The organism is Burkholderia sp. Bp8994 (assembly GCF_003853805.1).
In the GTDB taxonomy this organism is placed as follows: Bacteria; Pseudomonadota; Gammaproteobacteria; order Burkholderiales; family Burkholderiaceae; genus Burkholderia.
In genome coordinates, this window is sequence record NZ_QTQH01000037.1 from 1 (window position 1) to 18,895 (window position 18,895).

Annotated in this window: 16 protein-coding genes and 3 pseudogenes; 11 read left to right on the plus strand and 8 right to left on the minus strand. The window is 58.1% G+C overall.

Annotation, left to right across the window (positions count from 1 at the left end; translation table 11 throughout):
* Positions 1-198 (plus strand): annotated as a pseudogene (locus tag DIE04_RS28900) (ABC transporter ATP-binding protein); the annotation flags it as partial.
* A 707-nt stretch (positions 199-905) separates the two neighbouring features.
* Here DIE04_RS28900 and DIE04_RS28905 read toward each other — a convergent pair.
* Positions 906-1,610 carry a haloacid dehalogenase type II gene (locus DIE04_RS28905; protein ID WP_124524281.1) on the minus strand — a complete coding sequence of 235 codons (705 nt, stop codon included), beginning with the start codon at positions 1,608-1,610 and terminating at the stop codon, positions 906-908.
* 105 nt (positions 1,611-1,715) lie between these two features.
* Between DIE04_RS28905 and DIE04_RS28910 the strand changes: the two genes are divergently transcribed.
* On the plus strand, positions 1,716-2,570 hold the full coding sequence (locus tag DIE04_RS28910; RefSeq protein ID WP_124573310.1) for a LysR substrate-binding domain-containing protein: 855 nt from the start codon (positions 1,716-1,718) through the stop codon (positions 2,568-2,570).
* Between the two features lie 187 nt (positions 2,571-2,757).
* Here the strand turns inward: DIE04_RS28910 and DIE04_RS28915 are convergent, their stop codons facing one another.
* Positions 2,758-3,672 (minus strand): LysR family transcriptional regulator, encoded by a 915-nt coding sequence (locus DIE04_RS28915; RefSeq protein ID WP_124489509.1) that lies wholly within the window; start codon positions 3,670-3,672, stop codon positions 2,758-2,760.
* A gap of 120 nt (positions 3,673-3,792) precedes the next feature.
* Between DIE04_RS28915 and DIE04_RS28920 the strand changes: the two genes are divergently transcribed.
* The 5 genes from DIE04_RS28920 to DIE04_RS28940 are packed head-to-tail and all read left to right on the plus strand — an operon-like array spanning position 3,793 to position 7,761.
* Positions 3,793-4,506, plus strand: coding sequence for a type 1 glutamine amidotransferase domain-containing protein (locus DIE04_RS28920; protein ID WP_124524282.1), 714 nt, complete (start codon positions 3,793-3,795; stop codon positions 4,504-4,506).
* Positions 4,507-4,514: 8 nt separating this feature from the next.
* Positions 4,515-5,369: a type 1 glutamine amidotransferase domain-containing protein gene (locus DIE04_RS28925; protein WP_260426326.1), complete on the plus strand. Its 855-nt coding sequence runs from the start codon at positions 4,515-4,517 to the stop codon at positions 5,367-5,369.
* Positions 5,370-5,425: 56 nt separating this feature from the next.
* Positions 5,426-6,220, plus strand: coding sequence for an SDR family NAD(P)-dependent oxidoreductase (locus tag DIE04_RS28930; protein WP_124524283.1), 795 nt, complete (start codon positions 5,426-5,428; stop codon positions 6,218-6,220).
* Between the two features lie 14 nt (positions 6,221-6,234).
* Entirely contained in the window at positions 6,235-6,525 is a 291-nt protein-coding gene (locus DIE04_RS28935) for a putative quinol monooxygenase (protein ID WP_124524284.1), read from the plus strand.
* Positions 6,526-6,555: 30 nt separating this feature from the next.
* The gene (locus DIE04_RS28940; protein WP_124524285.1) at positions 6,556-7,761 is read left to right on the plus strand and encodes an L-dopachrome tautomerase-related protein; all 1,206 of its coding nucleotides are present in this window, start codon (positions 6,556-6,558) and stop codon (positions 7,759-7,761) included.
* A gap of 293 nt (positions 7,762-8,054) precedes the next feature.
* Here DIE04_RS28940 and DIE04_RS28945 read toward each other — a convergent pair whose 3' ends face one another.
* Positions 8,055-8,924 carry a LysR family transcriptional regulator gene (locus DIE04_RS28945; RefSeq protein WP_119338660.1) on the minus strand — a complete coding sequence of 290 codons (870 nt, stop codon included), beginning with the start codon at positions 8,922-8,924 and terminating at the stop codon, positions 8,055-8,057.
* Positions 8,925-9,516: 592 nt separating this feature from the next.
* Here DIE04_RS28945 and DIE04_RS28950 point away from each other — a divergent pair.
* Positions 9,517-10,119 carry a hypothetical protein gene (locus tag DIE04_RS28950; protein WP_124469844.1) on the plus strand — a complete coding sequence of 201 codons (603 nt, stop codon included), beginning with the start codon at positions 9,517-9,519 and terminating at the stop codon, positions 10,117-10,119.
* A gap of 912 nt (positions 10,120-11,031) precedes the next feature.
* On the opposite strand, the pseudogene DIE04_RS28955 reads toward DIE04_RS28950, so the two are convergent.
* Positions 11,032-11,431: pseudogene (locus DIE04_RS28955) on the minus strand (IS3 family transposase); the annotation flags it as partial.
* A gap of 72 nt (positions 11,432-11,503) precedes the next feature.
* On the opposite strand from DIE04_RS28955, the gene DIE04_RS28960 reads away from it, so the two are divergent.
* A complete protein-coding gene (locus DIE04_RS28960) occupies positions 11,504-12,553 on the plus strand; it encodes an IS110 family transposase (protein WP_124524286.1) in 1,050 nt (349 codons plus the stop codon).
* A 243-nt stretch (positions 12,554-12,796) separates the two neighbouring features.
* On the opposite strand, the pseudogene DIE04_RS28965 reads toward DIE04_RS28960, so the two are convergent.
* From DIE04_RS28965 to DIE04_RS28980, 4 genes and pseudogenes are all read right to left on the minus strand, one after another.
* A pseudogene (locus DIE04_RS28965) lies at positions 12,797-13,051 on the minus strand (transposase); the annotation flags it as partial.
* A gap of 187 nt (positions 13,052-13,238) precedes the next feature.
* Positions 13,239-14,540 (minus strand): MFS transporter, encoded by a 1,302-nt coding sequence (locus DIE04_RS28970; RefSeq protein ID WP_124524287.1) that lies wholly within the window; start codon positions 14,538-14,540, stop codon positions 13,239-13,241.
* Between the two features lie 61 nt (positions 14,541-14,601).
* Positions 14,602-15,684 carry a glycerol dehydrogenase gene (locus DIE04_RS28975; RefSeq protein WP_124524288.1) on the minus strand — a complete coding sequence of 361 codons (1,083 nt, stop codon included), beginning with the start codon at positions 15,682-15,684 and terminating at the stop codon, positions 14,602-14,604.
* 183 nt (positions 15,685-15,867) lie between these two features.
* Positions 15,868-16,692, minus strand: coding sequence for a shikimate dehydrogenase (locus DIE04_RS28980; protein WP_124489518.1), 825 nt, complete (start codon positions 16,690-16,692; stop codon positions 15,868-15,870).
* Positions 16,693-16,932: 240 nt separating this feature from the next.
* Between DIE04_RS28980 and DIE04_RS28985 the strand changes: the two genes are divergently transcribed.
* A complete protein-coding gene (locus DIE04_RS28985; RefSeq protein ID WP_124524289.1) occupies positions 16,933-17,802 on the plus strand; it encodes a transketolase in 870 nt (289 codons plus the stop codon).
* A gap of 2 nt (positions 17,803-17,804) precedes the next feature.
* Positions 17,805-18,791, plus strand: coding sequence for a transketolase family protein (locus DIE04_RS28990; RefSeq protein ID WP_124524290.1), 987 nt, complete (start codon positions 17,805-17,807; stop codon positions 18,789-18,791).
* Positions 18,792-18,895 lie beyond the last annotated feature (104 nt).

Sequence of the window (18,895 nt, forward strand, 5' to 3'; positions counted from 1 at the left end):
GTCGAGAAGATCTTCGAAGTGGTGCGCGAGATCTCGAAGGAGGGCATCACGGTGCTGCTGGTCGAGCAGAACGCGCGCCTCGCGCTGCAGGCGGCGGACCGTGGCTACGTGATGGATTCCGGCACGGTCACGATGGAAGGCGACGCGAAGCAGATGCTCGACGATCCGAAGGTGCGGGCTGCGTATCTGGGTGAGTAACCTCGTGAACAAGTGCGGCATGCCGACGATGCTGGTCGAAACGAGCAATGCAGGGAGTGATATCACATGACTTGACTCTCACGCCTTCGTGTCCTGAAAGTCCGGACATTCGCATCGACCGAACCGACTGATTGCGATCGGATGTGTCGAGGCCAGTACCGGACCAATCATGTAGATGATCCAGCCACATGAGCTGGCAGAATGCGTTTGTGCTGGAGCGAACTGAGCTTGAGGCCGTCGTTGGAAGTTGGAGCGCGTTGCATGCAAAGCATCCACGACCTTTGGCATCGGGAGCAAGAGGATCCGACCTGAGCGCCCTTCAACGGCTCAAAGAGAGAAGTCTCAGTCGCCTTACCAAGTAGACCGGCACCATGCCGATCAAGTTTTTCAGCGGCCGGTCCGACAAGTGATCTTGGGAAACCAACGGGTTCTTGCCGGTGTCGGAAGCGGAGCAAGATGGGTGGTGGAGCGGGGCAGTCCTGGAGCGAGAGTCATCCTGATTTGCGTCGGGATTCAGCGTCGACGTTTCGGGTCACCGGATGCAAATCGTTACGTGTCGTTCTGGGATCAGGGTTTATGTGCCGGACCGCGATCAGTATGTCGATGATGAGAAGCGTGTGTGATGTACCCCGATCGGAACGCGTCGCTTCTTCCGGCAATATTGCATGCACTTGGGCAAGCCGTGATCGGGGTAACGGGACAATGGACTACCAGTTGAGCGTAGCAAAGAGTTCCGGTACTTCGTGCAGCGTCTGTAACGTCGCGTCTGGAGTGTAGTCCGGCAGCAATTTTCGACCCGTGCCTCGATCAATCCACACGCAACGAAATCCGATGTCTCGCGCCGCTGCGTGGTCCAGATGCGGGCTGGCGCAAATGTGAACAACGTCGTCCTTCGATACATCAAGCTGTTCGTGCGCGTAATCAAACAGCCGACGTGCTGGTTTGTAGGCCCCGGCCTGTTGTGCAGTAATGACCCTGTCGATATAGCCGCCAAGTTGTGCGACGTTGCCTGCAATAATGTCGTCGTCCGTATTCGAGACAATACACAGACGGTATCCCATTGCTTTCAACTTCCCTAGCGTGCCGACGACCTCGGGAAACGGTGGCATCGCCGCAATCCTCGAAGTCAGCACTGCGGCGTCGCTTTCGCTCCCGGCAAGCCCGAATTCCTCCAGCGCAAGTCGAAGGCCCTGACCGGAAACCTGACGGAAGGTGCGGTGGGGCGATTGCTGCTCGAGCTCATGTTCATACCGGTCGTAAACCTCGATGAATCTGGATGCGTCGACCTCCGTTGCCTGCCGTTTTCCAAGAATCTCGCGTACCGCTGCCAGCAAACCTTCGTCCCATTGAATGAGCGTGCCGTAGCAGTCGAATGTCAGCCATTGTGGCCGACTCGTATCTTTCAGTGACATCATTGTTCCTGTTTGGCTAGAAGACATTCGCATCATAGGCAGAAGGTCTCATATTTAGAAATTAGATAATAAAATCATTGATATTTAAATTTCAAATGACTGACCATGTTTGATCTCGAGCTACTGAAGACGCTGATTTGCGTCGTTGATGAAGGCAGCTTCACTCGTGCAGGCGAACGTGTTCATCGCACGCAGTCGACTGTTAGCCAGCAGGTGCGAAAGCTGGAAGAGTCGGTAGGTCGCCCGCTGCTGCTCAGGGACCGTTCGGGGAATCATGTCGTTGCCACCGAACACGGTGTCTTGCTCGCGCAGTACGCGCGGAGGCTGCTGGCGTTGTCGCAGGAAGCCCGCGAGGTGCTCCAGCGCGACGTCAAGCTTTCGCCGGTTCGAATCGGGGTCCCGGAGGACTTCGATGCGCGGCGCATGTCGACAATACTCTCGGGTTTTCTGAAGGTCCGACCGGATGTGAGGCTTGAAACGTCGGCGGGTATGAGCGCGGATTTGCAAGGCAAGCTTGCCGCGAGGGAAATAGACCTCGCACTCGTCAAGCGGGAACCCGGCAGAGGCGACTGCTTCGCGGCTTGGCCAGAGTCGCTTGCTTGGGTGCGGGGGCGGGATGCTGATCCCCCGAAGCCGGATTCGGATGAGCCGATCGCGCTTGCGCTTTTTCCCCACGGATGTATTTACCGTCAGCGGGCGATCCGCAGTCTCGACAAGGCGCAGCGTGCCTGGCGCATAGCGTTTGGCAGCCAAAGCCTTACTGCGATTCAGGCAGCGGTCGCCGCAGGTCTGGCTATCTCGGTGCTACCGAAGTCTGCGATCTTGCCGGAGCATCGAGTCTGCACCGATTTGCCTCCATTGCCACCGTCAGAGCTTGCGCTAGTCGGCACCGGCGATATTCTTGACAACGCACAGCGAGATATGGTCGATTTTTTGATCAAGCAAATCAAACGCGCGTAACCGCCCGAATACGAAAAGCCTTAAGACATGCCGGCTTCAGGCTGATTTCAACGTGCTTCGAATCGTTGCATGAAGCCGCTACGCCACTTGCATTCACTAGTGCCGTTCAATCGTGGCAATCAGTGAGCCGTTCGAATTTCCCGAACCCGTGCTGAGCGCTGAGAGTCCATCAACCATCATTCTGCTTTCATTTGGATGAATCGGGGGTAGACGCGACAAGCATGTCGATCAGGGCCCGTGATGCCGCAGACAAGCGACGATGAGGCGCATAAATCACAGAAAACGGCCGTGTGCGGCCACGGAGGTGGGGCAGCAGTTCGACGAGAGTTCCGGCCTGAATCCGGTCCCGAACAATAAAATCATAGGTCTGGCAGATGCCGGCGCCGCTCTGCGCCATTGAAACGACACCCAGCACATCGTCGGAGACCGCGACGTTCGAAGGCGGCAGCCAGTCGATGTCCTGACCGCCGTCCTGGAACACCCACGGTGCGATACGGCCGCTGCTGGGCAGCATGAAAGGCAAGCAAAGGTGGCGCTCCAGATCGGCCACGTTTTCCGGAATGCCAGCATTGGCGATGTAATCGGGCGACGCTACCAGGCATAACGCTGCATCTTCGAGCTTGCGCGCGACCAGTCCACTGTCGGGCAATGCGCCTAGCCGGATCGCCAGATCGAAACCTTCGGCCACCAGATCGACGTTCCGGTTCGCGATATTCAACTCCACGCGAACCTGCGGGTGTTGCTGCGTGAACTGCCGAAGCAGCGGTGGCAGACGATAGTGTCCGTACGTCGTCGGTACGCTGAGCCGGACATGACCTGTCAGCGCGCCGTCCTGCCCCTGAATGGCGCGCTCGGCATCGTCGATCAACAAGAACGCTGCGCGCGATTGTTCCAGATAGAGCCTGCCTTGCTCCGTCAGGCTCAACCGTCGGGTCGAACGACGCAGCAATTGCACACCCAGCCGAGTCTCCAGGCGCGTGATAGCTCGGCTCAGAACCGAAGGTGTGCTGCCTAAGGCCACCGCGCCGGCGGTCATCGAGCCTTTTTCAATTACCGTGACAAACGCTTCCACATCACCGAGATGGTCGAATCTTCGCCCCATCTTGTCCTCCGGAGAACAGAAGATTTACTTCTGACTCAGTTTATCTCCTCCATTGAGTCAAATAAAGTGGGCGCATTGTGATCCGTCGTCGGGTCACCCACTGAAATCGAGGAGCGAACCATGAATAGTGAACATCGCGACCGGCAGGACTTGTCCGTGCTGTTCGTACTCACGAGCCACGCGACGAAAGGCTCGACCGGCGAGCCGACCGGGTTTTATCTCGGCGAAGTGACGCATCCGCTTGCCGAGCTCGACGCGGCCGGCATCCCGGTCGAATTCGCGTCGATTCTGGGCGGCGAGCCGCCCGTCGACGGGCTTGACCTGACGGACGAAGTCAACGTGCGCTATTGGAACGACAGTGCTTTCCGCGACGCGCTGCGCCACACGCAGAGACTGGGCGATGTCGACGCGTCGAAATATGCGGCTGTCTTCTTTGCAGGCGGCCACGGTGCGATGTGGGATTTTCCGGGCAATCCCGACGTGCAAAAGGTGACTCGCGCGGTCTATGAGGCAGGTGGTGTGGTCGGTGCGGTATGTCATGGCCCCGCCGCGCTGGTGGATGTGACCCTCGGCGACGGAACGTACCTGGTCGCCGGCAAGAACCTCAGCGCATTCACGGATGAAGAGGAGCGCGCGGTTCAGCTCGATCGCGTCGTGCCTTTCCTGCTCGCGAGCACGTTGACACAGCGCGGCGCGCATCACCATCCCGTACCGAATTGGACGGCGAAGGTCGTCGTCGACGGACGTCTCGTGACCGGCCAGAACCCGCAGTCGGCTTCCGGCGTTGGCGCGGCGATCCGTTATCTGTTGCTGAATCACTCAGGGCAGGCCTGAAATTCCCCATGGAGAACGCTATGCATTCGATGCGCAAGCTCGCCGTTGCCGCCATGCTCGGCATTGCAGCGTACAGCGCTCACGCGGCCAACGTGCTCGTGGTGTTGTCGGATTCCGATCACCTCGATCTGAAGGACGGCAAGGTCTTCGCGACGGGCTTCTACCTGAACGAACTGATGCAGCCCGTGAAGGCCTTGCTTGATGCCGGCCACCAGGTGACCTTCGCCACGCCCGAGGGCAACGCGCCCGCGATGGATGCGACGTCTGCCGACAAGATGTACTTCAACGGCGACGAAAAGGCGATGCGCGGTTACCAGGCTTTGCTCGACAAGCTGCAAATCACGTCGCGCTCGCACTCTCCCGTGATCAGTCTGTCGCGGGTGGAGCAGATCGGTTACGGGCACTTCGATGCCGTCTATGTTCCCGGCGGCCACGCGCCGATGCAGGATCTTCTGACCAGCCCCGCGGTGGGCCGACTGCTGGCCGATTTTCACGCGCGCGGCAAGACCACGGCGCTCGTTTGTCATGGTCCGATTGCGTTGCTGTCGACCCTGCCCGATGCACAGGGCTTTGCACGAAAGCTCGCCTCGGGGAACGCGAGCGGCAGCTACCCGAAATGGATCTATTCCGGTTACCGCATGACGGTGATCAGCAACGCGGAAGAGGAGCAGGCAAAAGGACTGCTTGGCGGCGGAGTGATGAAGTTCTATCCGCAGACCGCGCTGCAGCAGGCCGGCGGCATCTATAGCAGCAACGAGGTGCCATTTACCGCGCACATGGTGACCGACCGCGAATTGATCACCGGTCAGAATCCGGCCTCCGCACTCGACGTCGCGGGCGAGATGCTGAAGCGGCTGAAGTAATGCCACGCAATGGACCGGCGTAGCCGGTCCTTCGACGAGCAAGGGAGAAGCAAACGGTGGATCTGCAACTTGAAGGTAAAACTGCCATCGTCACCGGCGCCACCGCTGGCATCGGTATGGCCATTGCACGAACGTTGGCCGGCGAAGGTGTGTCGGTCACGATCACCGGGCGTCAGCGTGACAAACTCGACACCGCCGTCGCCGAGATATCCGCTACCGCGCATCGCGGCAGCGTGCGCGGAATCGTCGCCGATGTGAGCGGCAAGCGAGGTGTCGCGGAACTGATCGAAGCGCAGCCGGATACGGATATTCTCGTGAATAACCTTGGCTACTACGAATCCAGGGCCTTCGCCGAGATCACTGATGACGAATGGCTGCGAATGATCGATGTCAACGTTATGTCGGGCGTACGGCTGTCACGTCATTACTTTCCTCGCATGCTTGCGAAGAACTGGGGGCGTGTCATCTTCATGTCCAGCGAAGTCGGGGCGTTCACGCCGCCGGACATGGTGCACTACGGTGTCAGCAAATCGGCCCAGCTCGCCGTCTCGCGCGGAATGGCCGAACTGACGAAGGGTACGGGTGTGACCGTCAACAGCGTACTGCCGTCCGCTACGCGCTCCAAAGGCATCGTCGCGTATTTGCGGCAGACCGCGCCACGGCCCGATATGACCGATGCGGAAATCGAATCCCACTTCTTCGACACGTATCGTCCGAGCTCACTGATCACCCGCATGATCGAGGCCGACGAGATTGCCGCCATAGTGGCGTTGCTGGTCAGTCCTTTGGGTGCCGCATCCAACGGTGCTGCGGTGCGCGTCGAAGGCGGCACTTTTCGGTCGATTCTGTGAACAGGTGCCTCGATATGTCAGCCCACGTCATTGTCGCACTCGTAGAGGCGAAGCACGGTTGCGAAGCGGCGCTGGTTCAAGCCCAGCAGGAACTCGTCGAGATGGCGCGCCACCAGCCCGGCTGCCTCAGTTACGAACTGCATGAATCGCTGGATCAGCCGGGGATGGTCGTCTTTTTTGAGCAATGGGCGGACCGCGCGTCGTGGGAGTACCACATGCGCAGCCCGCTGATGGACGCATTCCGCGCGACCGCCGGTCAATGGATCGAAAACTTCAAATTGCTGCATCTGCATCAAGTCGCATAACCACATCTAACGAATTCACCATCCTTCATCATGTTCGAGCGATTGAGTCGAGTTACGTCATTTGCTTTCGCAATTGCCTTCATCAGTTGCGCGACCGCAGCGACTGCGGTGGCCGATACCCGGCTCGAACGCTGGCGGAGCTACGCCGGAGTAAGTTGGGAGATTCCGAAAGACGGTGGGGATCCCGCGCCGTTCGCTGGCTCGGTCAATGCGCCGATTGCCGGGCTTCATTTCGACGCACGCGGTACCGCATATGTGAGTACCCCGCGGTTTGTCGCCGCGTCGACACCGGCGACGCTGAGCAGGCTGGATACTCGGGCAACTACCGGCCCGGCGCGACTGACGCCATTTCCGTCAATGGAAGGCAATTCCACAGCAACTGCTCCGAGCGAGCATTTGCGCAACGTGCTGGGCTTCTACGTCGATCGGAAAAACGACTGGCTCTGGGCACTTGACATGGGGTTCGTTGCCGGCGAATCGGAGGCACCTGCTGGAGCCCAGAAAATCGTGGTGTTCGATCTGAAATCCGGACGAATCGTGAAGCGCATCGCCCTCGACGGTGTGGCCGATCGTGTCGGCAGCTTCCTCAACGACATCGTCGTCGACGAACACAGGCGCATCGCGTATGTTTCCGACAGTGGCTCGCGCAGTTCACCGCATAACAAGGTCGGACTGATCGTCGCCGATTTTGCGTCAGGCACGGCGCGACGTGTGCTGGACGGGCATCCGTATTTGCAGGTCGAAGCGGGGGTAAAGGTCGTCTCCCATGGCGTTGAAGTATGGCCGGAAAAGCCGCTGCTGATAGGTATCAATGGTATCGCGCTGTCGCCGGACGGTGCGACGCTGTATTGGACCGTGACGACAGGAACACGCGCACGTTCGGTTCCGACCGCCGTTCTTAGGCTGCACGGTGCAACAGATGAGCAGATCGCCACGGAGATTCGTGATCTTGGTGCTGTCGGTGGCAACACGGACGGAATCGTGACGGATTCGCACGGTGTGCTCTACATTACCGATGTCACGCACAATGGCATCGTGAAGTACGAACCGGGCACGAAATCGATGTCGTTGATCGCATCCGACGATGGCGTGCATTGGCCGGACACTCCGGCTCTGCTTCCGACCGGCGATCTCGTCTTCACGTCGAGCGCGCTGAGTGACCATGTCGCAGGTCTGGTCCCAAACGGTCACGAGCGCTACGAGTTATGGCGGATATCGATCGGCGGCGGCAAGTAATTGGGAGTCGGGGCTGCATCTGTATTGGGCGACAGCCGTTTTATGGCCAACCGAGAATAGAACGGCGTGTGCGCTTGCGGCATTGGCTCCTGGTGTGACGGCGAAGGGTGCTGAAAGCCATGTGCCTGAGCAACCTGAAATTGCGCGGTTAAATTCGGCGATCCGATACGAGTCCGTTTATGCCTTGTGTCGAAACCGTGGCTGTTTCAGATCATTCTCCGGCGCTCTGATTCATCGCCGCGAGAGGATGTTGATCATCGGCGAATAGACTGATCTCTTACGCCATCATTCCTTTAATTTTCCTGATCGTCTAGGATTTTTTCGATTTCACTGCAAAGAAAAATTACGAGAGGACGTTGTTCAAAGCTGACTGGATTCACTTTTGCAATTAAGGCAAGTTCGGTCCCCGGTAAATCGGGCAGCTTATCGGAGGACGACAGGATTCGATGGGAGGGCAAGACGGCAGATCTTGGCAATACGCCAACGGCCAAGCCGGCAGATACCGCGGCTTGAATTCCGGTCAAGCTGGGACTTTCGAAACCAACTCTCCATCGTATTCCTGCTTTTTTGAGAGCATATACCGCTCGTGCCCTGTAGATGCATCCTCGAGGAAAGACTGCCAATGGCAACACGTCGTACGGCGTGACAGTCTGCCGGTTTGTCACCCAGACGACGGACTCTGGCCAAGACGCCACACACGCCCCCGTTCCGGGTTCCCGTTTTACCAAGGCGAGTTGAAGCTGATCAGCAGCAAGCTTCGCATGCAGATCAATACTCATGCCGCTTGCTATTTCAAGTCGAATGGACGGGTTTATACAGGCGAATCCGGAAAGAACTTGCGTAATCCGGTCGACCCGAAAATCTTCTGGTATTCCAATTCGAATTTGAATCAAATCCCGGTTGGCCGCAAGAGCATTTTTTGCTTCCTGGGCAAGTTCAATAAGACGACGCGCGTAGGTCGCCAATATTTCACCCTGTTCCGTGACGACAACATTGTTACCACTTCTATCACGGACGAGCAACGTGTGTCCAAGTGATCTCTCGAGCCTCGATATTTGTTGACTTACTGTGGATTGCGTCTTGTGGATTCTCTCCGCGGTTCTCGTAAAGTTCCGCTCTTCGACGACGCACAGCAGGGTGTTCAATAGATCGAGGTCAATCATTATCGGGATGTGCTGAATCTCGGAATTAAAAACGGTAATTCATTTCCTTGACGATTGTCATTCGGTGGCGCGGAACAATAGTTTTGCTCGACGGATCAAGATTTCCGTCTTGCTTGGAGCGCCATCCATGGAATTGTCGCGAATCGCATGTGGTGGCTGGGAGTAAGGCGGTTTGGCATTTGATGAATAAAATGGGAGTTTTTGATCTTCACATATTCAAATAGTCGATCGTGATTGTATGTGGAATGGCTGAGCTGGTGTGCATGAGAGGCATATTATTATAATTAATAACACTTATCGAGATATTTAATTTCCTCGTAAAAATGAGGCGGGTTAGGCTGCGGGTTGTAAATTGGAGTCAAGAATGAGTTATGGTCGTGTGGGGTGGTGTCACGGCCCGGTGGTGCTTCCGAGGTAATTATCCGAATGGGACCCGCTGCACGGTATTCGATGCGGCTTTTTGCAAATATCGATTCGCTGTAATGATGCGGTGTGCTGATGTATTGGTTGTTTTGTTGTGGGTGGTTATTTGAAACTTAGAAACTTTCAATGAATTTGGGGGTGTCGGATGAGGTGGCGCATTGCGTTGTTCATGGGAATTTCGTCGCTTGCGGTCAGTGCGTGTGGAGGGGATGACGGAGCTGTAGGTTCTCCTGCCAGTGTGCTGACGCAGCAGTCTGCATCCGGGCAGCAGTTCGAATCGAACTCCCTTTCGACCGCCGGGAAAAATTCCGTCGCGATCGATAAGGACTATTCCGTAAGAAAATCTGCATGGGTCAACTTGTCGAGTGGATCCATGGGGATTGCAATGCAAGAACTTGGCCGTTCTGCAACAATCCAGTCCAGCGATTCGGTGAATCCCGCAATTCAGAATCAATTTGACGGGGTGATTGTGAACGCAGATGAAGATTTCGGTCGCTATAAAGAGAAAGTATCCAGTGCGCTGAACGAAGGCTATCTGATAATCATCGATTCATCGGGGAGTGCCGATAGTCAACAGCGCGTTCTCGACCTTAGTATCGAACTGGCCCATGTCGGGCGCAAAGCAGCGGTTGCGTTGCTGTATAAGGGGGCGCCGGATGAGGGGGTAGGCGTACTCGCATTTGATGCCGCAGAGCGAGATGAGTTGGCCACGCTCTTGCCCAAACTCGGGCGACGTGGAAGCGATTCGTTGATTAAACAAAAAACGCAATGATTGCGGGGTGAATCGAATGAAAATTGAATCCTCTCGATATGCCGTTCTGGCAACATTGCTCGCGGCTTGCCTGGGCTTGCTTTCCCAAAATAGTCACGCTCTCGCTACCGGAACAACGAAGTGGGTGACGGATCCAACGATTTCCGCTGATCGAAATAATTCGTATATTTCGTACTATTCCAATCAAGGTGCCCAAGGAACGTATTGGGTGTGGAGGGTCCAAAAATATTATCCCGAATTTACGCTCAGTTGCAGTACGCCGTCGAATAGTGGATGCACAGCGAACAAGACAGAAGGCCGTAGCACGTCGATCACGAGGCAGTGGACGATCGGTATCGATTTATCCCCGACCTTCAAAAGCCAAGGCGGCGGCCTAAGTGCCTCCTATAGTCAGGCCGTGACGCAAGAGCAGAGTTTCACCATTGGGCAAACAATCTATGTGCCATCCGGATCTACGGCGTATGCGATGATAATCGCGCTCGATAAGTACATTCCAGCGGCGGATTATAGAGGTGTTTGGAGGGCGACGGGAAAAAGGCAGAATCCGACGTGTACCCAGTGGGGTTGTGGACCTTATCGTTACGAAATGCGATGGGATAACGACTATACATTCTCAACATGGAAGGGCCATATGGTGACGTATCACCGTGCTTTCATGTGTGCGACAAGAGATACCGTCGCGCCCCGAGTCGGGGACGGCCCGCCGAAGGGTTGCTCGTTGCCACCGATACCGTATTGACTTGGACGAAGGCCCTGGCAGGCTCCGCCCCTTTTTCGTCGAGGGGCGATCGGCCGTGCGGGGCCAGATTGTTTCGATGAGTGATGGGCCCGATTTGAGTGAAATCGTACCGTCGCGCAGAACGGCGAACCAGCAGTTGAAGTGACTAGCGGTGATCGACGAGTACGCGCGTGAATGGCCGTTGGCGCACGCGTCGAATACGAAGTCGTACGCCCAAACGTGTCGTGCCGCCGTCGCCGGCTGCGGCCGAGGGCGATGGACCGACACGCGTCGACGGGGTCGCTTGCGCGGCACCTGCAACCCGGCAAGACGCCACAGCCGCCAAGCCCGGTCGGCGCTCATCGGGTGACCTTGCCGCTCCAGAAAGATCTGGATGCGGCGGTAACCATAACGCGGATATTGCGCCGACAGAATGCTCATCGCTGCCAGCACCGGCGCGTCCCGCACGGCCAGCGTCGATTCGTAATGCAGCGCCGATCGGGCGACCGACATCAGCGCGCACGCACGTCGCTCCGACAGGCCCCGTGCTTTCGCGTAGGTGACCTGCTGGCGTCGGGCGGGCGCGCTCACCACTAATAGGATGGTCCGCCCCTCCCGCAGTCGCATAATCGGCGGTGACACGTACAGCTTCCGAGGAGGTGTGTCATGAGTCAGCCTGTCAAACCTGTCGTGGTTCGCATGGGCATCGACATCGGCAAATCAGCGTTTCACGTCGTCGGACTCGATTTCGCTGGCAAGCCGGTGTTCAGAAGCCGCTTCACTCGCGAACGCCTCATCGAATTTCTCGCCCGTGCGTCACCAACAGTTGTCGGGATGGAGGCCTGCCCCGGCAGTAACTGGCTTGCTCGTAAGGCCGTCCTCTCAGGTCACGAGGTCCGGATAGTCCCCGCGCAGTTCGTCAAACCGTTCGTCAAGTCCAACAAGACGGACATGATCGACGCAGAGGCGATTGCCGAAGCGATTTCCCGTCCCACCATGCGCTTCGCACAGCCGAAGACAGAGGCCCAGCTCGATTTACAAGCGCTACACCGTGTCCGGCAACGACTCGTCTCCAACAAGATGTCCGTCATCAATCAGGCCCGTGCTTTTCTACTCGAATACGGTCTCACCATCAGTGTCGGCGCCGCATACTTCGTCCGTGACATGCCGTCGATTCTCTCAGATGACCAAAACGGACTGACTCCGTCGATGCGCCGCCTGCTCGAGGAGCTATGGCAGGAATATCGTTCCATCGAGGCACGTCTGCTGCAACTTCGGCAGCAAATCGAATCTATTGCCAGCGCCGACGATGCTGCCACGCGACTGACATCAGTCCCGGGTATCGGCCAACTCACAGCGACGGCCATTACTGCTTTCGCCGGAACAGGCACTCAATTCAAATCCGGTCGGCATCTGGCGGCCTGGCTTGGGCTTGTGCCGAAGGAATTCTCGACGGGTGGCAAACAGTGCTTGCTCGGAATCAGTAAGCGCGGCAATCCCTATTTGCGCAAGCTGCTTGTGCACGGCGCTCGTTCCTGTGTGCTGCATCTCGATCGAACAAAAGATCATCTCGGTGCCTGGATAGGCCGAATGGAAGCACGGGGCATACATCGCAACAAAGTCATCGTCGCTTTGGCCAACAAGCTCGCAAGAATTGCGTGGGCCGTACTGACCCGACAAGGCGCGTTCTATCTTAGGCAACCGAAACAGCAGTAGGAGGCAATGAACACCCTTCCAAGTTTGCAGGCTGATACCTGATGACGAAACTGTGCTACGGCGTTCGGTAAACCCGGGACAAAAAAGCGGTCCTTGAGGTCAGTCCATTTATTGGGAACCGAGCGCGCATATCCCATCATGGCCTTGCCGCCAAAAGCGGCTGACTCGCGAGAGGCCGGATACATTTACGCAGACTGCTTCGTCACACAGAACCCGCTTGCAAAACCGGGGCGGACCATACATTTTTGCGTTGATCTCTTTCATCACGTCCAGCTCGAGATCGCGCTCGGCCAGCATCTTCTTCAGCCGCGCATTCTCTTGCTCGAGCTGCTTGAGCCGCTTCACGTCGGCAGCCTCCAGCCCGCCGAAATGTTGTCGCCAGTTGTAAATGGTTTGCTCGCTGACCCCGTGCTTCTTCGCAACTTCCGCGACCGGCGCCTTGTCCGCCTCGCGCAGGATGGTGACCATCTGTTCTTCGGTAAACCGGCTCTTCTTCATGACTTCCTTTTCTCCGTTGGAAGCCATTCTCTCAAGTTTCAACTGGTCCGAAAATTCCAGGGCAGGTCATCTTCCGTAAACTTGCTCGTCTTCATGACATGGCCTTCGTGTCCCAGTCGGACACGTCATGTCGAATTTCTCCAGTTTTGACCCTGACTATTTCCTAGATCAGGGTCGGTATCCAAGCTCATTCGATATCGTCCAGCTTTACCCCGGTGTTGTTTTTCCATGTCAGCACGGCGCAACTCGCGACTACGGCCACCACGATAAGATAGACATTGAATAGCTGCCCCCTGTTGATGGAATACAACCATGCATTCAGATATGAGGCGGTGCCGCCGAAGAATGCGACCGCAAGTGAAATGAAGAAGCCGAAGAGACGGGTGCGGTAGCGTGTCGGCACTTGTTCCGAAATGGCTGCAGGCTTGCTCCCGGTGATAAATGCAACGAGCACGAGCCCGACCGATTGCGTGACAAGCAACGTCCACGGCTCGCTGGAAATCAAGCTCCAGAGCGGAAAGATGGTGATCGAGATGCCGAGTAGCGAGATGAGCGTTGTAACCTTGCGTCCTGTGAAATCGGAAAGGCGTCCAATGAGCGGAAGCGCGATCAGATAGATCACCTGGGCAATGCAACTCATTGCGAACGCGCGGTGCGGATCCATGTGCTTGACACTGATTGCATAGATGGCCGCGGACGTTACCCACGTATAGTAGGTAAGCGTCGAACCGGCCTCATACACGAACAGCTTCAAGCCTTCACGCACGACCTTGGCCCGTGGCCACGGTTTATGACGGGCGTTAGTCGAAGCGTCAACGCTGATGCTCTCCACCATATTGCGGCGCAGCCATAGCGCGAATATCGCGAGAAACCCGCCTGACGCGAACGGCACCCGCCATCCCCAGTCCTGCATGGCGTTCGGTGAAAGGAACGCCGTGAGCGACGCAAGAAAAAAGGTGGCAAGCAGCGAGCCGGCGCCGACCGAAATGAACACGGCACTCGACCACAAACCACGCTGCGCCGGAGGAGCGATTTCGGCAACGTAGGCGTAGGACGCAGTTGTTTCGCCGCCGTGCGCCGCACCCTGCACGAGTCGCGCTACCAGCAATGCAGCCGAGGCCCAACTGCCGATTGCGTCATATGGCGGGATGATCGCGATCAGAAGGCTCGCGAACGCCATGAGGAGCATCGTACTCAAGAGTACCGAGCGGCGCCCGATCCGGTTGGCGATCGCGCCGAATACGATGCCACCCAACGGGCGGGCGAAGAAGCCTGCAGCGAATACGGCCAGCGTACCGAGCAGCGACGATGTCTTGTTCGTATTATCGAACAGCGCGCCAGCAATATAGACCGATGCGACCGTGTAGACCGTCCAGTCGAACCATTCGAGTAAATTGCCGAGGCTGGACGCGATCAAGGATCGCCGATGAGATGAAGGTTGCGACGTGGCACGTCGCGACGACGAGGAAAGATGAGAAAGGTAAGTCATGAAGTCTCCAATTTATTGTCGCGGGAAATGTTTTCGCGCCCGGTTCGCGCTGCCTGTGGGCTCAGGCAGTAGCGTGGTCGATGGCTTCCATTGCCGCGACGATGTCCGCGATGCCGAGCGTGCGCTCGAAATTTGCCGAGTAGGGTGCTTGTAACGTGAAGCGAGCGACGGTCTCGTAGTGCTCGCGAGTGACGACGCCAGAACCCAGGTCGCACAAGCGGACCGGCAGACCAATGCGCGCATAGAGGCCGATCATGTCGCGCATGAAGTCCGGTGCTCGACGTTCGAGATGTAGTTGAACGAGCAGCGCGTACGCGACCTGCAAGCCGTGTGGTGCCCGCGCCGACGTTTCGAGCCGGGACAGGCCACGCGTCATCGAGTGCGCGATCGATAGCCCCGCGCTTTCGAAGCCCAGGCCGCTCATCAGAATGACGGCTTCGACAAGCCGGTCGAATACCGGAGCAGTGCGGCCGTGCTTGAGCTCGGCCAGCGCCGTCTCCGCGTGGGCGCGAATGATCGAAAAGCACTCGCGCGCGAGTACGTACGCAGAGTAGGACGGCCTGGCGCCGAACATGTTTTTGCCGTCGCTGTGCAGGCACTGCTCTGCTTCGAAGTATTTGCTGATCGCATCACCGATGCCGGCAAGCAGAAAATGTGTCGGCGCCTGCGCGATCAACGTTGTGTCAACCAACACGTACGTGGCGCTGCGCCGCAAGTGCCTGACCGCCACGAGTTGATGATCCTCGTCGTAAACCACATAGTTTTTGGAAGTTGGGGAGTCGTTCGATGCAACGGTGGGCACGGTGATCAACGCGCAATGTGCAGCATCGACAAGCGCCTTTCCAGCGTCGAGCGTTTTGCCGCCACCGATCGCAACAACGACTTCGTGGTCGAACGAATGCGCGGCCTGCTCGAGCTCGCGAATCTTTCGATCCGTAAGTTCACCGCTGAACGCAATCCAGCGTACGTCGATTTCGTGCGCGGCGCACGAGGCCGCGATTCGCGATCCGAACTGTTCTTTCACGAAGCAGTCGCAAAGGATCAGCGCACGCTCCGAGCATTCGCGAATGTATTGACCGATATCGTCAAGGAGTCCGTCGCCCTGGATGTATCGGCCCGGAGAGCCAAAAATGAGTGCAGTCATGATTTCGAGTACCGGTCGAATAGAATTAGATATGGAATCCTGAACAGATGAATCTCATCGGATGCATCAGTGACTAGGGTGCAGTAAGCGTGCCGGAATCGCCGATCGGTTTGCTTGCAAGGACCGCGTATCTGGGTGGCGAGCTCGCTGAGACGTTGGGCGACAAGGACGCCAGCCTCAGCCTTACGCATTCACGGTGGTGAGCAGGAATTCGACAAAGTGATCGAGTTGCGACATAACCATGTGTTCGCCACGGTGAGTGCGGGCGCCACGCGCTTCAGCTTCTACCAGAAGCCGCGTGACCGCGGGCTGCATGATCACCTCAGCGACGACCATTGCGGGCGTCAGCTTCGACGTGTCGCAGGGCAGCGCGTCGTCAGGTTTCAGACCTAGCGACGTTGCGTTGATCACGATGTCGTGATTGCCTGGCTCGTCGCTGCCCGCTTTTACCTCGCAGTTCGGCACTGCCTTTCCGACGAGTGCCGCCAGGTCGCTTGCTTTTTCTCGACTGCGGTTCGCGATCGTCAGCCGTGCAATGCCCTCGCGCGCCAGTGCCAACGCAAGGGCAGTCGCCGCTCCACCTGCGCCAAGCAAAAGCACGCGCTTGCCCGCGAGCGCGATGCCCTCGCGCAGCATGCCGGCGACAAAACCGGAACCGTCATACATTCGCCCCGTGTAACTGCCGCTCGCGTTGCGGCGGACCGCGTTCACAACGCCGAGCAACGATGCGTCGCCATCGAGTTCCTCACACAGTTCTGCCGCCGCCTGCTTGTGCGGAATAGTGAGCACGACACCGGCCAGATTGGCGATGTGCCGCAGTCCGTCCCATGCCTGCGTCAGATGCTCGGGACGCACGGCCCACGGAACCATGATCGCGTTGATGTTCTTCCTCGCGCAAAGGGCATTGAACAGTGTGGGCGTCCGGACGTGAGCGGACGGCCACGCCATCAGGACGATAACCTGTGTTTCGCCATTGACCGTGGGCGAGGAGGGTGGAGTGGTCATCATGCGTGTCTCCGTGTTGTTTGAAGATATATGATGCATCATTTGAGGGCGATACGGCAAGGTCAATTTGCGGAGCGCGATTCATGATTGCCGGAATGCCACGCGTACACATCGACAACAGAAGACAGGGCACGTCGATCATTGCGCTATCATGATATATGATGCATCATGTATGAAACGAAGGCGGAATGCCGAGTCTTGCCGCGCTCGCCTCGTTCCTTTCAGGTTCCAATAGGAGACTCTATGTCGACAGCATTGCAGGAGAGCGATCAGGCGCTTTCCAGGGAGACGCTCGCGCAGTTGCGCGAGAAGGCGCAATTCGTCCGCCTCGAGACGATTCGTCTGATAGAAATCGCGAAGACGGGACACTACACGTCGGTGTTTTCCGCAGCCGAAATCTTTGCCGCGCTTTACTACGACGTCATGGCACTGCGTGCCGGCAACCCGCAATGGAAGGATCGCGACCGGTTCACGATGGGCAAAGGGCACGCGGCCGTCGGACTTTTTCCCATTCTTGCGGACTACGGGTTCATCGACCGGGAGACGCTCGATGGCTACTCCCGTCTCGGCAATCCGCTCGGCGATCATCCGGACATGACCAAGGTTCCGGGCGTCGATTTCAGCTCGGGGTCGATCGGCCACGCGCTATCGAACGGTGCCGGCATGGCCAAGGCGGCGCAGATGGCAGGCAGCCCCTTCAAGGTTTTTACGTTGCTGGGTGACGGCGAAATGCAGGAGGGGCAGGTATGGGAAGCCGCGCTGTTCGCCGCGCATCACCGCCTCTCGAACCTCATCGCGATTGTCGATCGCAACGGCTATCAACTCGACGGCAAGGTCGACGACGTCATCGGTATCGAATCGCTTGCGGAGAAGTGGCGCGCCTTCGGCTGGGAGACGCATGAAGTAGACGGCCACGATCTGACCGCCCTCGTGCCGCTGCTGCGTCGTGTGAAGGCCGACCCGGTGCGCAGCAAGCCGGTCTGCATCATCGCGAAGACGGTCAAGGGCAAGGGCGTGTCGTACATGGAAACCGAACCCGGCTGGCATCTCGGCTATCTGGCACCCGATGACGCGCAACGGGCGATCGAAGAAATCAAGAGCAAGGTGATCTAAGCATGTCTACTCCGCAAAATCCCGATTCGTGGCAGTACCGCGCGCTCAACGCGCGCAATCCTGGCCTCGACTATCTGTCCGATGCGCTCATCGATCTCGCGCGCGAAGGTCATCCCGTCGTCGCCGGCTCCGCCGATCTCCAGTATTCGAACGGCTTGAACAAGTTCGCCGGCGAATTCCCGGAGCGCTACGTGCAATTCGGCATCTCGGAGCAGAACATGGTTTCCGCCGCCGCCGGCATGGCGACCACGGGCCTCATGCCGTTCGTCGCGACCTTCGCATCGTTTCTCGGCCTGCTGTGCTGCGAGCAGATTCGCATGGATGTCGCGTACTGCAAGCTGCCGGTGCGGCTCGTGGGTCACCATACCGGCATCTCGCTCGGCTTCTACGGTACCTCGCACCATGCAACGGAAGACATCTCGACGATGCGCGCGATTGCGAATCTGACCGTCATTTCGCCCGCCGACGGCGCGCAGCTCGCCGCCGCGATCCGCGCGTCGGCCACGTGGCCCGACCCGATCTACTTCCGCATCGGACGCGGGCGGGATCCGAAAGTCTATGAGGATGGTGTCGAGTTCACGATCGGCAAAGCCATCGTTCATTCGGTGGGACGCGACGTCGTCATTATCGGCTGCGGATTGCCGGTCGCCGGTGCACTCGAAGCGGCTGACAATCTGAGGGCGGAAGGCATTTCGGCGGGCGTGATCGACATGCCGACCATCAAGCCGCTCGACCGTGACGCCATTATCGCGGCGGCGCGACAGTCGAAGGTGCTCGTCACGGTCGAAGAGCACAACGTGATCGGCGGGCTGGGTGCGGCGGTGGCCGAGGTCCTGGCCGACGAGGGGCTCGGCGTGCGGCTCGTGCGGCACGGAATCTACGACGAGTACAGCCTGATCGCACCGCCGACGCATCTGTATGCGCACTACGAACTCGACGGTCCCGGGATCACCCGCGTTGCGCGAGCCGCGCTCGCGAAGGCGACCTGACGTGCCAGCCGCCCGCAAAACAGCTCACCGTATCGCGGGCGGCACGCGGTAATCGAGGTGTTTACGGTACGCGAAGGGTGGCAGCGACGCGCTGGCTCGCGAAG

Bases quoted from the DNA above. Each gene is read 5' to 3' on its own strand.
- DIE04_RS28905 (WP_124524281.1), bottom strand. From the start codon at position 1,610: ATGTCACTGAAAGATACGAGTCGGCCACAATGGCTGACATTCGACTGC.
- DIE04_RS28910 (WP_124573310.1), top strand. From the start codon at position 1,716: ATGTTTGATCTCGAGCTACTGAAGACGCTGATTTGCGTCGTTGATGAA.
- DIE04_RS28915 (WP_124489509.1), bottom strand. From the start codon at position 3,672: ATGGGGCGAAGATTCGACCATCTCGGTGATGTGGAAGCGTTTGTCACG.
- DIE04_RS28920 (WP_124524282.1), top strand. From the start codon at position 3,793: ATGAATAGTGAACATCGCGACCGGCAGGACTTGTCCGTGCTGTTCGTA.
- DIE04_RS28925 (WP_260426326.1), top strand. From the start codon at position 4,515: ATGGAGAACGCTATGCATTCGATGCGCAAGCTCGCCGTTGCCGCCATG.
- DIE04_RS28935 (WP_124524284.1), top strand. From the start codon at position 6,235: ATGTCAGCCCACGTCATTGTCGCACTCGTAGAGGCGAAGCACGGTTGC.
- DIE04_RS28940 (WP_124524285.1), top strand. From the start codon at position 6,556: ATGTTCGAGCGATTGAGTCGAGTTACGTCATTTGCTTTCGCAATTGCC.
- DIE04_RS28945 (WP_119338660.1), bottom strand. From the start codon at position 8,924: ATGATTGACCTCGATCTATTGAACACCCTGCTGTGCGTCGTCGAAGAG.
- DIE04_RS28950 (WP_124469844.1), top strand. From the start codon at position 9,517: ATGGGAATTTCGTCGCTTGCGGTCAGTGCGTGTGGAGGGGATGACGGA.
- DIE04_RS28960 (WP_124524286.1), top strand. From the start codon at position 11,504: ATGAGTCAGCCTGTCAAACCTGTCGTGGTTCGCATGGGCATCGACATC.
- DIE04_RS28970 (WP_124524287.1), bottom strand. From the start codon at position 14,540: ATGACTTACCTTTCTCATCTTTCCTCGTCGTCGCGACGTGCCACGTCG.
- DIE04_RS28975 (WP_124524288.1), bottom strand. From the start codon at position 15,684: ATGACTGCACTCATTTTTGGCTCTCCGGGCCGATACATCCAGGGCGAC.
- DIE04_RS28980 (WP_124489518.1), bottom strand. From the start codon at position 16,692: ATGATGACCACTCCACCCTCCTCGCCCACGGTCAATGGCGAAACACAG.
- DIE04_RS28985 (WP_124524289.1), top strand. From the start codon at position 16,933: ATGTCGACAGCATTGCAGGAGAGCGATCAGGCGCTTTCCAGGGAGACG.
- DIE04_RS28990 (WP_124524290.1), top strand. From the start codon at position 17,805: ATGTCTACTCCGCAAAATCCCGATTCGTGGCAGTACCGCGCGCTCAAC.